The organism is Arthrobacter crystallopoietes (assembly GCF_017603825.1).
GTDB classification, from domain to species: domain Bacteria; phylum Actinomycetota; class Actinomycetes; order Actinomycetales; family Micrococcaceae; genus Crystallibacter; species Crystallibacter crystallopoietes_B.
This window is the reverse complement of the sequence record NZ_CP072014.1, coordinates 4,085,207-4,098,078: the sequence shown is the minus strand read 5'-3', so window position 1 is coordinate 4,098,078 and position 12,872 is coordinate 4,085,207. Positions and strand designations below refer to the sequence as shown.

Below are 12,872 nucleotides of genomic sequence, written 5' to 3'. Positions count from 1 at the left end.
ACTTACGAATCACTCAGTGAGCGATACGATTTTGGCGCCGTATTTTGTACTACCGCCAAATTCCATGCTGTCATCGATTGCGACATATTCGACGAACTTTCCGATAAACCCAGTCTCGCTGTAACCAGAAGACGGCATGTAGGGCTGAGCTTCAGAAAGGGCGAACTTGCCGGTGCCGTTGTAGAAATTCCAGCCCCGAACATCAAAGGCGGCAAATGCCTCGATTCGATACTGCCCGTTGACGATCTTGTCGAATACGGGGAAGAACGCTATAACTGGTTCGCCCTTTTCGAGTTGCTTCTTCCAATATTCAAGAACAGCCTCACAACCGGTTTTGAAGTTGCTGCCGGGATCTCCGGTTTCTAGTGGGCTTGACAGCGTGATGCTGACACTGCAAGAGAGTTTTGGTTCTTGAACTAACCAGCCGAAGCCGCCAGGAAGTTCTTGACCAGAAGATGTCGATGTACAGGCCTTGTCATTGGAACCAACACCATGGGCTCGTAGGAACTGCAAAGAACCGTCATCGGACGGTCCTGAATCGATCTCGCATTGAGAGAAGGCGATTGAGAAAGGGGCCGAACCTGCGGAAGGCCCTCCCCAACGCGCCACGGCAGAGGCATTCACCGAAATGAACTCGATCCCGAATACAGGTGCGAACAGCATCGTAATGCTGTTTGGTTCATGGCCTGGCTCATGAGCGTCAGTTCTAACCGTGACTGACCCAACTGATTTTTCGACGACGAGCTCTTGAAGTTCACTGAGACCGTCATTCGCATTCGCACTTGTGAGCATTTTGCCGACGCTGGACATAGTCTCACATCTTGTATCCGCCGAATTTGCTGCGCATATTTGAGCTACGCCAAGTGCGGCGGCATCAGCTCCGTTCTGCAACTGTGCCTTCTCGGCATAAATTCGTCCGATATCCAAAGCGAGCGCTGCGAAGCCGAGCAGAGCTACTAACAAAAGTGCTACCACGACTCCGACAGCGCCCCGCTGAGACTCGGATGCCTCACCTACCCGCCGCATCTCATCGTTCCGATGCCTCTTATCTTATAAGCATTGAAAAATCCTGTTATGGAAGCGAGATCGTATTCAATCTGGACAGTGACATCATGTTCAGGCCTACAATCATCAACGATCACTGTTCCTGACGGGTCTCTTGGATCTTGTGCCGTAATGTCAATCGTCATTAGTGTGGGGTCAAGCAACCCTGACGAGCGCGTTGCGGCGCTGCGGGCAGCTACATTGTCGTCAGCTATAGCCATGACCCGGACACTTTCTCGAGCACCTTGTGACAGTGTAATTTGGGCGTTGTATGCGCGCCCGAATTCGATAATTCCTAAGAAAAGGAATAAGAGAATCGGAAGTAGGATTGCAAATTCGATTGCCACAGCCCCGCGCTCGGATGACTCGCGCATCTTGAGCCTTTCAATCGTTGCGGAAGCTGCGGGACGAGCGGAAACCCGCCCCACAGCCGTTGCCACACAGAGGCGGACGGATGCCTTCGATTAAGGCTGCTAGCAGGTCTTGCCTGCAGCGGTAGCGCCGGTTTTGTCGAGTTCGCATGCGACACCGTCGAAAGCATCGCTTAGGGAACCACCGATGAGGTTAACCGCGACAATAATGACCACGGCGATGAGTGCGACCATGATGCCGTATTCGACGGCTGTAGCTCCTTTTTCCTCGCGGGAAAGACGGGTGGAAACGAAATTGCGCGCGTTCATGTAAAGTCCGAGCATGAGATTCAACTCCTGAAAAGCAAATGACCATAAAGGCCATTGGACGGATATAGACCAATGGCAGGAGGTTTTGCAGAAATTGCCCCCAACTATCTCGAGAGGGAAGTCTCGAAAGGAGTTGTTTGATCGCCCCCAACCGAGAATATCGTAAGGGGTAAGTGGAAGGTTTCACCAGCCTTGTTCGCAGCCGTTATGAAACCGTTATCATAATCTCGTCACTTTTTGGCAGCAGAGCAGGTACTGACTAGGGCTGAGGGTCAGGGCGGCTGGCGATAATGGCAGTGGCGGCGTTGTAGGTCGAGTTCTTCGAGTCGGGCAGATTGGCGCGGACGCAGGACCTCGCATCGAGCGCGTCGGGGGCGGTCAGGGCCAGACGGGGCAGCTCCTGCGCCTGTTCCAGGGTGACCGACTTCAATCCCGCCGGTGGCCAGGAAACGCGGGGTCATCGAGAGCGTCGAAGCGCCCAGTCCAACCAGCACGACGGCGGGGGCCGGATCTGCAGCCGCCTCACCGCAGACGCCTCCAGGTTTGCCATTGCCTTCCGCCACGGTACCCGCCACCGTCAGCTGGATGAGGCGCAGCACGGCTGGCTACCACGGGGAATCGAGCTGGGCAAGGGAACGAGTTGCCGGTCCGCGGCCATGGCGTACTGGGTCAGGTCGTTAGTGCCGATGAATGCAAAGCCCAGGTGGCGAAGCACCGAGGCTGCGGTCAGTGCGGCGGACGGAACTTCCACCATGACCCGGGCGTCCGGAGTCCGGCGGCGGCGCACAGCGAGGCAGACCACGCGGCTGCGGCCGCCGTCGAAATCATCGGGGCCATCACCCACACATCAGCCGACGAGGCCGCCGCGGCTTCGGCAATTGCATCCAGCTGGCGCTCCAGCACCCCGGGGTTGGTGAAGTCGGTGCGGTAGCCGCGGACGCCGAGGGCCGGGTTGGGCTCGGTGGCGTCGGTGAGGAACGGCAGTGGCTTGTCGGCCCGGCATCGAGCGTCCGGAGCGCTGCCTTCTTCCCGGGAAAGGCGTCGAAAACGCCCTGATAGGCGGCAGCTTGTTCCTCGACGCTCGGTTCGGTGTCGCGATCGAGGAAGCAGAATTCCGTGCGAAAGAGTCCCACGCCTTGGGCTCCCAGCGCTACGGCAGCCACCGCGTCCTTGGCTCCACCCACATTGGCGAGGAGCGGGATCAAGTGGCCGTCCGCCGTCGTGCCGTTGCCGTCAAAGACGGCAAGGGTGGCCGCAGTGTCGGCCCAGGCCCTGGCGGCGGCGTGCTGTTCCTCCGACGGGTCAACCGTAACGCTGCCGGCGGCACCGTCCACAAAGACTTCCGTGCCGTCTGATAGTTCGTCCACGCCGGGAGCGGCGACGACAGCGGGCAGCCCGAGCGAGCGGGCGATGATGGCAGTGTGGGACTGCGGCCCACCGCCTGAGATCACGAGCGCGAGCACGACGTCGGGTCCAGCGTCGCAGTGTCGGCCGGGGCCAGGTCCTCGGCCACCAGGATGACGGGCTTGTCCGAGGCCGGCGTGCCGGGGCGGGAACTACGCGCAGTTGGGTGACGACCCGGGCTCGGACGTCGAGGACATCCGTGGCGCGTTCGGCCATGTAGCCGCCTAGACTGTGCTGCGTTTCGGCAATGGTGGCTCCTGCTTTCCAGATGGCGCGCTCCGCCGAAGTGCCCGAGTTGATGAGTTTGGCGGCCGACTTCAGCAGCATGGTGTCCGTGGCCATCAGGGCGGTGGCATCCTGTACGGCCGTGCCGTCTCCGCCCGGGCCTTGAGCTCGTCGTGCACGGCTTTCGCACCCGTTTGAGGCTGGTGACGGCGTCCTCCGTGCTGGTCTAGGCATTGAGGCGCTCGCCGATCGTCGGCTCTCTGATTGGGTTTAGCCATCTGTTGGACGGTGCTGGTGAAGCGGCGGGGCCTGACGCTTACTCCAAAAAGTCTCGAAGGTGGAGACTGCGGCCCGCAAAATCCTGTGATTCACTTCATATAGCGGCGCTATAGGTGCTAGGGTAGCGGCTATGAGTGTCGAGGACCGGCTTCCGGCGAAAACCCGGTTGCTCCGTGCGGCTGCCGAGCTGTTGGCGGATGCGCAGGGCTCGGCGGTCTCTACCCGACAGATCACGAAACTGGCCGGCGTTACGGCGCCTACGCTCTATCACCACTTTGGCACCAAGGAAGGCCTTTTCGACGCCGTCGTTGCCGGTGGGTTCGAGGAGTATGTGGCGCGGGAGCGGAAATTTGCGCTGACAGGGGATCCTCTGGAGGACATTCGGCGGATGTGGGACAACCACGTCCAGTTCGGCCTGAGCCAGCCGCACCTCTATCTGGTGATGTTCGGGAACATCCGCCCCGAGAGCCGCCCGGCCCTTGTGGCAGATGCCGAGGCACTCATGGAGGAGATGCTCAACAAGGCGGCCATCGCGGGGAAGCTCAATGTGCCGCCGCGGGAGGCAGCAAGGAGCATCCTCGCGGCCAACGTGGGCGTGACCCTCATGCTCATCTCGGAACCCGCCGAGGAGCGGAACCTGGAATTGTCCACCATGACCAGGGACTCCATGATCTCCGCTATCTCGGCCGACCATGCCAATGCGGCTGCAGCGGAAGACTCCGGCAAGTCTTCCGTTGTCGTTGCAGCCATCGCCCTGAATGCGGCCCTCCAGGCCTCGCATTCGGATCAACTATCCGGCTCGGAATTGAGGCTCTTCCTCGAATGGCTCCACAGAATATCGAGCAGCTCGGCATGAGCTCACTCCTTCGACAGGTATCCGCTGACCCCGCATCGCTGCGGGACTCACGTTAGGAATTCACATGGCAACAGAGACCGCTGCGAGGCCCAAGACAAGCTTGCGCGTGGGTGTCCAAAAGTTCGGCACCTTCCTCTCCGGCATGATCATGCCCAACATCGGGGCCTTCATCGCCTGGGGCATCATCACAGCCCTCTTCATTCCCGACGGGTTCCTGCCGAATGAGACACTGGCAGCCCTGGTCGGGCCGATGATCTCCTTCCTGCTGCCGCTGCTCATCGGCTACACCGGCGGCCGGATGGTCCATGGCATCCGCGGCGGAGTGGTGGGTGCTGCCGCCACCATGGGGGTCATCGTGGGAACCGATATCCCGATGTTCATCGGCGCCATGATCATGGGTCCGCTGACGGCCTGGATCATGAAGAAGCTGGACAAGGTCTGGGAAGGCCGGGTCAAGCCGGGCTTCGAGATGCTGATAGACAACTTCTCTGCCGGCATTCTCGCCTCCATCATGGCCATTGTCGGCATGCTGGTGATTGGCCCCGTAGTGACGATTTTCAGCAACGCTGCAGCCGCCGTCGTCGAATTCCTGGTCAATAACGGCCTCTTGCCGCTGACCAGCATCCTCATCGAGCCCGCCAAGGTGCTGTTCCTCAACAACGCCATCAACCACGGCATCCTGACCCCGCTCGCCACAGAACAGGCGCTCGCCGAAGGCAAGTCCATCCTGTTCCTGCTCGAGGCCAACCCCGGCCCGGGCGTGGGTATCTTGCTCGCGTACATGGTCTTCGGCAAGGGGCTGGCCCGCGCGTCTGCACCCGGCGCCGCGCTGATCCAGTTTGTTGGCGGTATCCACGAGATCTACTTCCCGTACGTCCTGATGAAGCCGATCATCATTCTTGCTGCCATCGCCGGCGGCATGACGGGTATCTTCACCCTGGTGCTCACCGGTGCGGGCCTGCGTTCGCCGGCAGCACCCGGCAGCATTCTCGCGGTCTATGCGGCCACGGCGAGCGACAGCTACTTCGGCGTCACTTTGTCCGTGGTGCTTGCCGCGGCCGTATCCTTCCTGATCGCTTCCGTCATTCTGAAGGCCAGCAAAACCACGGACGTGGACGGTCTCGGCGAGGCAACCGCCAAAATGGAAGGGCTCAAGGGCAAGAAGAGCTCTGTTGCTTCCGCCCTGGGCGGAGGAACCGGGGACACCGCAGTCCTGGCCGGTCCCATCCGGAACATTGTGTTCGCGTGCGACGCTGGCATGGGCTCCAGCGCGATGGGCGCCTCTGTTTTGCGCAACAAGATCAAGGCGGCCGGCTTCCCGGACGTGAAGGTCACCAACTCGGCCATCGCCAATCTGAGCGACACGTACGACGTCGTCGTTACCCACCAGGACCTGACCGAGCGCGCGCGCCCGGTCACCTCGAGTGCGGTGCACGTCTCCGTGGACAACTTCATGAACAGCCCGCGCTATGACGAGATCGTGGAGCTGGTCAAGGACAGCGCCGAAGGCTCGAGCGGAGTGCCCGCCGCAGAAGCTGCAGCCGAAGAGCTGACCGCAGACGGCGTTGCCGCTGCCGGCAAGGATCCGGCCGCTGTGGCCGCAGCTCCAGCCGCCGAGGTGGCTGCGGGAGCACATGCCGCGGAACCGGCCGTCGGCAGGGGAGTCCTGTTGGAGGAGAGCATTGTCCTCAACGGCACTGCGAAGGACCGCGATTCGGCGATCGATGAGGCGGGCCAGCTGCTGCTGGACCGCGGCGCCGTCGATATGAGCTACGTGCACTCGATGCATGAGCGCGAGGAATCCGTCTCCACATATATGGGCAGCCTCCTGGCCATCCCGCACGGTACCAACGCCGCCAAGGACCACATTATGAAATCGGCAGTGTCGCTGGTCCGCTACCCCGAGGGCATCGACTGGGGCGGCAAGCAGGTCAAGTTCGTAGTGGGCATAGCCGGCGTCGACAACGAGCACCTCCAGATCCTGGCCTCCATCGCCAAGATCTTCACCAACAAGGCGCAGGTGGCCCAGCTCGAGCAGGCCACCACGGTGGAGGAAGTCATGGAACTCTTCGGAAAGGTCAACGCATAGTGAAGGCAGTGCACTTTGGAGCAGGCAATATCGGCCGCGGCTTCGTGGGGCTGCTGCTTCACGAAGCAGGATATGAAGTGGTGTTCGCTGACGTGGCGGACGCCCTGATCGACCAGCTCTCCGCGGCGTCCTCGTACGAGGTCCACCAGGTAGGCGAAAACCCTTCGGTCAAGACGGTTAACAACTTCCGTGCGCTGAATTCCGGCAAACAGGAAGCGGACGTCGTGGCGGAAATAACGACGGCGGACGTGGTCACCACCGCTGTGGGCCCACACATCCTCAAGTTCGTGGCGCCGGTCATTGCGCGTGGACTGGCCGGACGCGGACCGGAACAGCGGCCGCTACAGGTGATGGCCTGCGAGAACGCGATCAACGCAACCGATATTCTGCGCCGGGAGATCGAGTCCGTCTGGGATTCGTCGGCGGGGGAGCTGTCCGACGTGGCGGTGTTCGCCAACACCGCCGTGGACCGGATTGTGCCTAACCAGGCGGAGGGCCATGGCCTGGACGTGACAGTGGAGACGTTCTTCGAGTGGGTCATCGAGCGCGCACCATTCGGCGCGGCTACACCGGAAATCCCGGGAGCAACGTTCGTGGACGAGCTGGGACCGTATATCGAGCGGAAGCTGTTCACGGTCAACACCGGCCATGCCTCCGCCGCCTACTTCGGTTACGCCGCGGGCGTCGAGAAGATCTCGGACGCCATGGCGGACCCAGCCGTGGCCGCCAAGGTGAGCGCCGTGCTGGATGAGACCAAGCAGCTTCTGGTGGCTAAGCACGATTTCGCCGGGGCCGAGCAGGAAGCCTACGTGCAGAAGATCCTCTCCCGCTTCACTAATCCGTACCTTCCGGACACGGTGAACCGGGTGGGACGGGCCCCGCTGCGCAAGCTGAGCCGGCACGAACGGTTTATCGGTCCGGCCGCCGAACTCGCCGAGCGCGGCGTGGTTCCTGTGGCACTGCTCGAGGCGATGGCCGCTGCCCTGAGGTTCGACGACCCTGCGGACGCGGAAGCCCAGGAGCTGGCGCGGATCCTGGCCGATTCCGAACCTGCCGCAGCCGCCGAACGGATCACCGACCTGACAGCAGAGCACCCGCTGTTCCCGCAGGTGCAGAAGCTGATCGAAGCCCGTCAGGCCGAGCTGTAACCCTGCCGCTAGAATGGACTGGCCGCTTCCACCGGAGGCGGCCCCCATCGCAGTGTTTGTCGAAGGAGAACCGTGGCAGAGAACCCCATCAGGGTAGCGATCGTTGGCGTTGGTAACTGTGCGGCCTCGCTGGTGCAGGGCGTGCAGTACTACCGGGATGCGGATCCGGATTCGACCATTCCCGGCCTGATGCATGTGCAGTTCGGCAAGTACCACGTGAACGACGTCGAGTTCGTTGCCGCGTTCGATGTGGACAGCAAGAAGGTCGGCCTGGACCTGGCCGACGCCATCGGCGCGAGCGAGAACAACACGATCAAAATCGCCGATGTCCCGGCCACGGGCGTGACGGTCCAGCGCGGCCACACCCTGGACGGCCTGGGCAAGTACTACCGCGAAACCATCGTCGAATCCGACGACGAGGCCGTGGACATTGTGGCGGAGCTGCGCGCGGCGAAGGTCGATGTGCTGGTCTGCTACCTGCCGGTCGGTTCCGAGGCCGCGGCGAAGTTCTACGCCCAGTGCGCGATCGACGCCGGCGTGGCGTTCGTCAACGCCCTGCCGGTGTTCATTGCGGGGACCAAGGAATGGGCGGATAAGTTCACCGCCGCCGGTGTCCCGATTGTCGGCGATGACATCAAGAGCCAGATCGGCGCGACCATCACGCACCGGGTGATGGCGAAGCTGTTCGAAGACCGCGGCGTGACCCTGGACCGCACGTACCAGCTGAACGTCGGCGGGAACATGGACTTCAAGAACATGCTCGAGCGGGACCGGCTGGAGTCGAAGAAGATCTCCAAGACCCAGGCCGTGACCTCCAACGTCGAGGCGGAGCTGCACGCCGACGATGTGCACATCGGCCCGTCCGACTACGTGGCCTGGCTTGATGACCGCAAGTGGGCCTTCGTCCGGCTCGAGGGCCGCAACTTCGGCGACGCCCCGGTGTCGCTGGAGTACAAGCTCGAGGTCTGGGACTCCCCGAACTCCGCCGGCGTGATCATCGACGCGGTGCGCGCGGCGAAGATCGCCCTGGACCGCGGCGTGGGCGGCCCGATCCTGTCGGCGTCGAGCTACTTCATGAAGTCCCCGCCCGAGCAGTACAACGACGACATCGCCCGCGACAAGGTCGAAGCCTTCATCCGCGGCGACGTCGAACGCTAAAAACCACGCTCAGTACACAAGGCGTCCGCAGTAGTTGTCTGGAATGGGCCGATTTCCCGCCCTGTTCCGGCCATAACTGCGGACGCGTTTGTGTTCCTCCGGCGGCTGTGTCCGGGGCCCGGTGGATCAACTCTCAGGTCCTTTTGACCTGATCCACTCAAACACGGTAACCTTGGTAGTCGTTGTGCGTGTCCAACCTCGATACGTCTATGTCCGTGAGACGGCTCAGTTGCAGAGTCACCTGGTCCATGGAAATAGCCGAGATTCTCTGGACCACTGGTTACATTTCAGTCCTCACCTGAAGTTCCGGTAGCGCATAGATGAACTTGCGTGCGTGTCCGCTACGGATGCGCCGCTACCCTGAGAACAACAAACGAAGGCAAAAACCGTGCGTACGTACACCCCGAAGCCCGGCGATATCAACCGCCAGTGGCACGTCATTGACGCCACCGACGTTGTCCTGGGTCGTCTTGCCAGCCAGACCGCAACACTGCTGCGCGGAAAGCACAAGCCGACCTTTGCTCCGCATATGGACATGGGCGATTTCGTCATCATCATCAACGCTGAGAAGGTTGCCCTGACCGGCGCCAAGCTCGAACAGAAGCGTGCCTACCGCCACTCCGGTTACCCGGGTGGCCTGTCCTCCGTCAACTACGCCGAACTGCTGGAGAAGAACCCGGTTCGCGCAGTCGAGAAGGCAATCCGCGGCATGCTGCCCAAGAACTCCCTGGCTGCCCAGCAGTTGGGCAAGCTGAAGGTCTACGCAGGTGCCGAGCACCCGCACGCTGCCCAGCAGCCGAAGACCTTCGAAATCACCCAGGTCGCCCAGTAGTCCTGGCCACCAAACTAAAGAATTTATTCAAGGAGAATCGTGGCTCAGAATACTGAAGAGCTGAACACCGCTGGCGAGAACCTCACCAGCTACACCTCGGAAAGCAGCTCCGAAGCAACGCAGGCCGTTGCCAAGGAACGCCCGGCCCTGACCGTTTCCGGTTCCGCTGTTGGCCGCCGCAAGGAAGCTGTTGCCCGCGTGCGCATCGTTCCGGGTTCCGGCAACTGGACCATCAACGGCCGCGAACTGGCCAACTACTTCCCGAACAAGCTGCACCAGCAGGAAGTCAACGATCCGTTCAAGCTGCTTGATCTGGATGGCGCTTACGACGTGGTTGCACGCATCAACGGCGGCGGCCCCTCCGGCCAGGCCGGTGCGCTGCGCCTGGGCATCGCCCGTGCGCTGAACGAGGTTGACCGCGAGAACAACCGTCCGGCCCTGAAGAAGGCCGGCTTCCTGACCCGCGACGCCCGTATCATCGAGCGTAAGAAGGCTGGTCTCAAGAAGGCCCGTAAGGCACCGCAGTACTCGAAGCGCTAAATCTGCGCTTTCCGGAAGCAGCGCTACCAGCGTTACCCGGACTGCTTCAGAACCCCGCCCAGTGCAATCCACTGGGCGGGGTTCTGGCGTTAACACGGGCTTCGAGGGCAACATGTCATGCTGCTCTGTTTCCCTCCCGTAAAATGGTCTCCTGTGTCTAGATTATTTGGTACCGACGGTGTCCGCGGATTGGCCAACGGACTGATCACTGCAGAACTGGCGATGGAAGTTTCCCAGGCCGCTGCAGTAGTCCTTGGCCACCGGCAGGTTCAAGACGGAAAGCGGCCCACCGCCGTGGTTGCGCGGGATCCCCGTGCCAGCGGCGAGTTCATCAGCGCTGCCGTCTCCGCAGGGCTCGCCAGTGCCGGCGTGGATGTGTACGACGCCGGGGTGCTGCCGACCCCTGCGGCCGCCTACCTGGTCGCGGACCTGGGTGCGGACTTCGGCGTGATGATCTCCGCCTCCCACAACCCAGCGCCGGATAACGGCATCAAGTTCTTCGCCCGCGGCGGCCACAAGCTGCCGGACGAGGTCGAGGACGCCATCGAGGCCGAAATGAAGAACCCCCGCCACCGTCCCACGGGCGCCGAGGTCGGGCGTATCCAGCGCTTCGCCGACGCCGAGGACCGCTACATCGTCCATCTGCTGCAGACCCTGCCGGCCCGCCTGGACGGCCTCAAAGTCGTTCTCGACTGCGCGCACGGTGCGGCCAGCGGCTGCTCTCCGCAGGTCTTCTCCGACGCCGGCGCCGAAATTGTTGTCATCGGCGCCGACCCCGATGGACTGAATATTAACGACGGCGTGGGCTCCACCCACCTGGAGGAGCTGCAGAAGGCCGTGGTAGCCCACGGCGCGAACCTCGGCATCGCGCACGATGGCGATGCCGACCGCTGCCTGGCGGTGGATGAGAACGGCACCGTGGTTGACGGTGACCAGATCATGACCATCCTGGCCCTGGCCATGAAGGACGCCGGCAGGCTCAAGGACAACGTCCTCGTGGCCACGGTGATGAGCAACCTGGGCATGAAGCTGGCCCTCCAGGAAGCCGGTGTCCGGATCGAAGAGACCGCGGTAGGGGACCGCTACGTGCTCGAAAGCATGCGCGCCCACGGCTACTCCCTGGGCGGCGAGCAGTCCGGCCACGTGATCTTCTCCGACTACGCCACTACAGGCGACGGAGTCCTCACCGGCCTGCAGGTCGCGGCCCAGATCGCGAAGACCGGCAAACCGCTCTCAGAACTGGCCAAGGCCATGAACCACCTTCCGCAGGTGCTGATCAACGTCAAGGACGTGGACAAGGCCGCGGTGAAGACCAACGCCGAGCTGCAGGCCGCCATCGCCGCCGCCAGCGCGGTCCTTGGTGAAACCGGACGTGTGCTGCTGCGCCCCTCGGGCACCGAGCCCGTGGTCCGCGTGATGGTCGAAGCCGCCGACATGGCAACCGCCCAGACCACCGCTGATCAGTTGGCTGCTGCCGTCAAGCAGCATCTAGGGTTGCCGCAGCCGGTCGCCGCAGACTAGCGGCCTCGCAAAGGATCAGTCTTCGCCGAAGGCGTCTACGATGACGAACTCGTAAGTGTCGGCCGTCGGTGGGAGGCCGGTGTCGAACTTGGCGTTGACCACGGCCAGATCATCGTCGATGAGTGCCGCCGTCGTTGGTGTTTGGAAGAGCTTGTCGGTGATGACTTCCTTTACTTCGCCGCGGCGCAGGTCATCGGAGACTCTGATCCGGCTCACCTGATTAATCATGTTCTGAACGGCCCACACATTGCGGCCGTCGACGACGATGCCGTCCACGTGGGGCAGGTCCAGATTGCGAATGAGCCTGCTTTCCCCGCTCCGGGTGTTCACGGTGAAGAGCGATGCCTTGGCCGAGTGCGCGACCACCAGTGTGCGGCCGTCGTCGGCTACGGCTATGCCGTTGAGGTTGAAGTCTCCGGGTGTCTCGCCAGCCGGCCCCTTCAGGTCCAGTGTTCTTGCCTTCCTAAGGCCGCCATCGTGGCGGTCGATGGGTACGAAGTACAACTCGCCCCGCAGCGAGTTGGTGAACCAGGCGCCGCGTCGGGTCAGCGTGACGTCATTGATGAAGGATGCTCCCGCCTTGGCCAATTGGTACTTGGCCACGGTTTCCCCCGTGTCCGTGTCGTAGAAGTAGGCCTGGCCGGTATCACCGCCGGCCACGGCGAGCAGTTCATGCCGTTTGCTGAAGTCCATACCGACTGCCTTACGGCCGTCCGGGGCGTCAATGATCTCCTCGGCAGATCCGCTGCGCAGGCTGCCGCGGTAGATGTCGCCCTCGAAGAGGTCACCCGCGTAGAAGGAGCTGCCCCTTCCGGCGGTGATGCCTTCGGCCGACGAAGCGTCGGGAAGTTCAATGCTGTCCGGCGGACTGTCTGGACGGTCATGGTGGCTGGGGTGGGCCGAGACGGGTCCGGCCGAGGCGATCAGGGCAGCTATCCCGAGAAGTCCTGCGGCGGTCTTGCCGAGCCGCGGGCGCCGGGAGGGAATCGGGGCTGGGGTGTTGTGCATGGGTGTCTCCGTGCGGAAAGAAGTCCGGGAGTCACCGGAGCGGGCTCCCAGTGTCTTCTCCAATGCTACGCGGGAAAGAACGCCTTTG

The 12,872-nt window shown here is 62.4% G+C and carries 11 protein-coding genes and 1 pseudogene; 7 read left to right on the top strand and 5 right to left on the bottom strand.

The window, feature by feature from the left end:
* Positions 1 to 9: 9 nt before the first annotated feature.
* From J5251_RS18765 to J5251_RS18750, 4 genes and pseudogenes are all read right to left on the bottom strand, one after another.
* Positions 10 to 1,026 (bottom strand): Tad domain-containing protein, encoded by a 1,017-nt coding sequence (locus tag J5251_RS18765; RefSeq protein ID WP_279633603.1) that lies wholly within the window; start codon positions 1,024 to 1,026, stop codon positions 10 to 12.
* Positions 1,014 to 1,418, bottom strand: coding sequence for a TadE/TadG family type IV pilus assembly protein (locus tag J5251_RS18760; protein ID WP_208574842.1), 405 nt, complete (start codon positions 1,416 to 1,418; stop codon positions 1,014 to 1,016). The genes J5251_RS18765 and J5251_RS18760 overlap by 13 nt, the downstream gene beginning before the upstream one ends.
* Before the next feature lie 99 nt (positions 1,419 to 1,517).
* Entirely contained in the window at positions 1,518 to 1,739 is a 222-nt protein-coding gene (locus J5251_RS18755) for a Flp family type IVb pilin (protein ID WP_208574841.1), read from the bottom strand.
* Positions 1,740 to 1,996: 257 nt separating this feature from the next.
* A pseudogene (locus J5251_RS18750) lies at positions 1,997 to 3,631 on the bottom strand (putative PEP-binding protein).
* A gap of 131 nt (positions 3,632 to 3,762) precedes the next feature.
* Here J5251_RS18750 and J5251_RS18745 point away from each other — a divergent pair.
* The 7 genes from J5251_RS18745 (at position 3,763) to glmM (ending at position 11,776) form a co-directional block, all read left to right on the top strand.
* Positions 3,763 to 4,488, top strand: a complete 726-nt coding sequence (locus tag J5251_RS18745; protein ID WP_208574840.1) for a TetR/AcrR family transcriptional regulator — start codon at positions 3,763 to 3,765, stop codon at positions 4,486 to 4,488.
* Between the two features lie 64 nt (positions 4,489 to 4,552).
* Positions 4,553 to 6,577, top strand: coding sequence for a PTS mannitol transporter subunit IICBA (locus J5251_RS18740; RefSeq protein ID WP_208574839.1), 2,025 nt, complete (start codon positions 4,553 to 4,555; stop codon positions 6,575 to 6,577).
* Entirely contained in the window at positions 6,577 to 7,725 is a 1,149-nt protein-coding gene (locus J5251_RS18735; RefSeq protein ID WP_208574838.1) for a mannitol-1-phosphate 5-dehydrogenase, read from the top strand. Before J5251_RS18740 ends, J5251_RS18735 begins: the two co-directional genes overlap by 1 nt.
* A gap of 72 nt (positions 7,726 to 7,797) precedes the next feature.
* Positions 7,798 to 8,883 (top strand): inositol-3-phosphate synthase, encoded by a 1,086-nt coding sequence (locus J5251_RS18730; RefSeq protein WP_208574837.1) that lies wholly within the window; start codon positions 7,798 to 7,800, stop codon positions 8,881 to 8,883.
* Between the two features lie 388 nt (positions 8,884 to 9,271).
* Complete coding sequence (gene rplM / locus J5251_RS18725) at positions 9,272 to 9,715, top strand: 50S ribosomal protein L13 (protein ID WP_074701333.1); 444 nt, start codon at positions 9,272 to 9,274, stop codon at positions 9,713 to 9,715.
* A 39-nt stretch (positions 9,716 to 9,754) separates the two neighbouring features.
* Positions 9,755 to 10,255 (top strand): 30S ribosomal protein S9, encoded by a 501-nt coding sequence (gene rpsI / locus J5251_RS18720; RefSeq protein ID WP_139005780.1) that lies wholly within the window; start codon positions 9,755 to 9,757, stop codon positions 10,253 to 10,255.
* A 153-nt stretch (positions 10,256 to 10,408) separates the two neighbouring features.
* Positions 10,409 to 11,776 (top strand): phosphoglucosamine mutase, encoded by a 1,368-nt coding sequence (glmM, locus tag J5251_RS18715; RefSeq protein ID WP_208574836.1) that lies wholly within the window; start codon positions 10,409 to 10,411, stop codon positions 11,774 to 11,776.
* Between the two features lie 15 nt (positions 11,777 to 11,791).
* Here glmM and J5251_RS18710 read toward each other — a convergent pair whose 3' ends face one another.
* Positions 11,792 to 12,784: an SMP-30/gluconolactonase/LRE family protein gene (locus J5251_RS18710; protein WP_208574835.1), complete on the bottom strand. Its 993-nt coding sequence runs from the start codon at positions 12,782 to 12,784 to the stop codon at positions 11,792 to 11,794.
* Positions 12,785 to 12,872 lie beyond the last annotated feature (88 nt).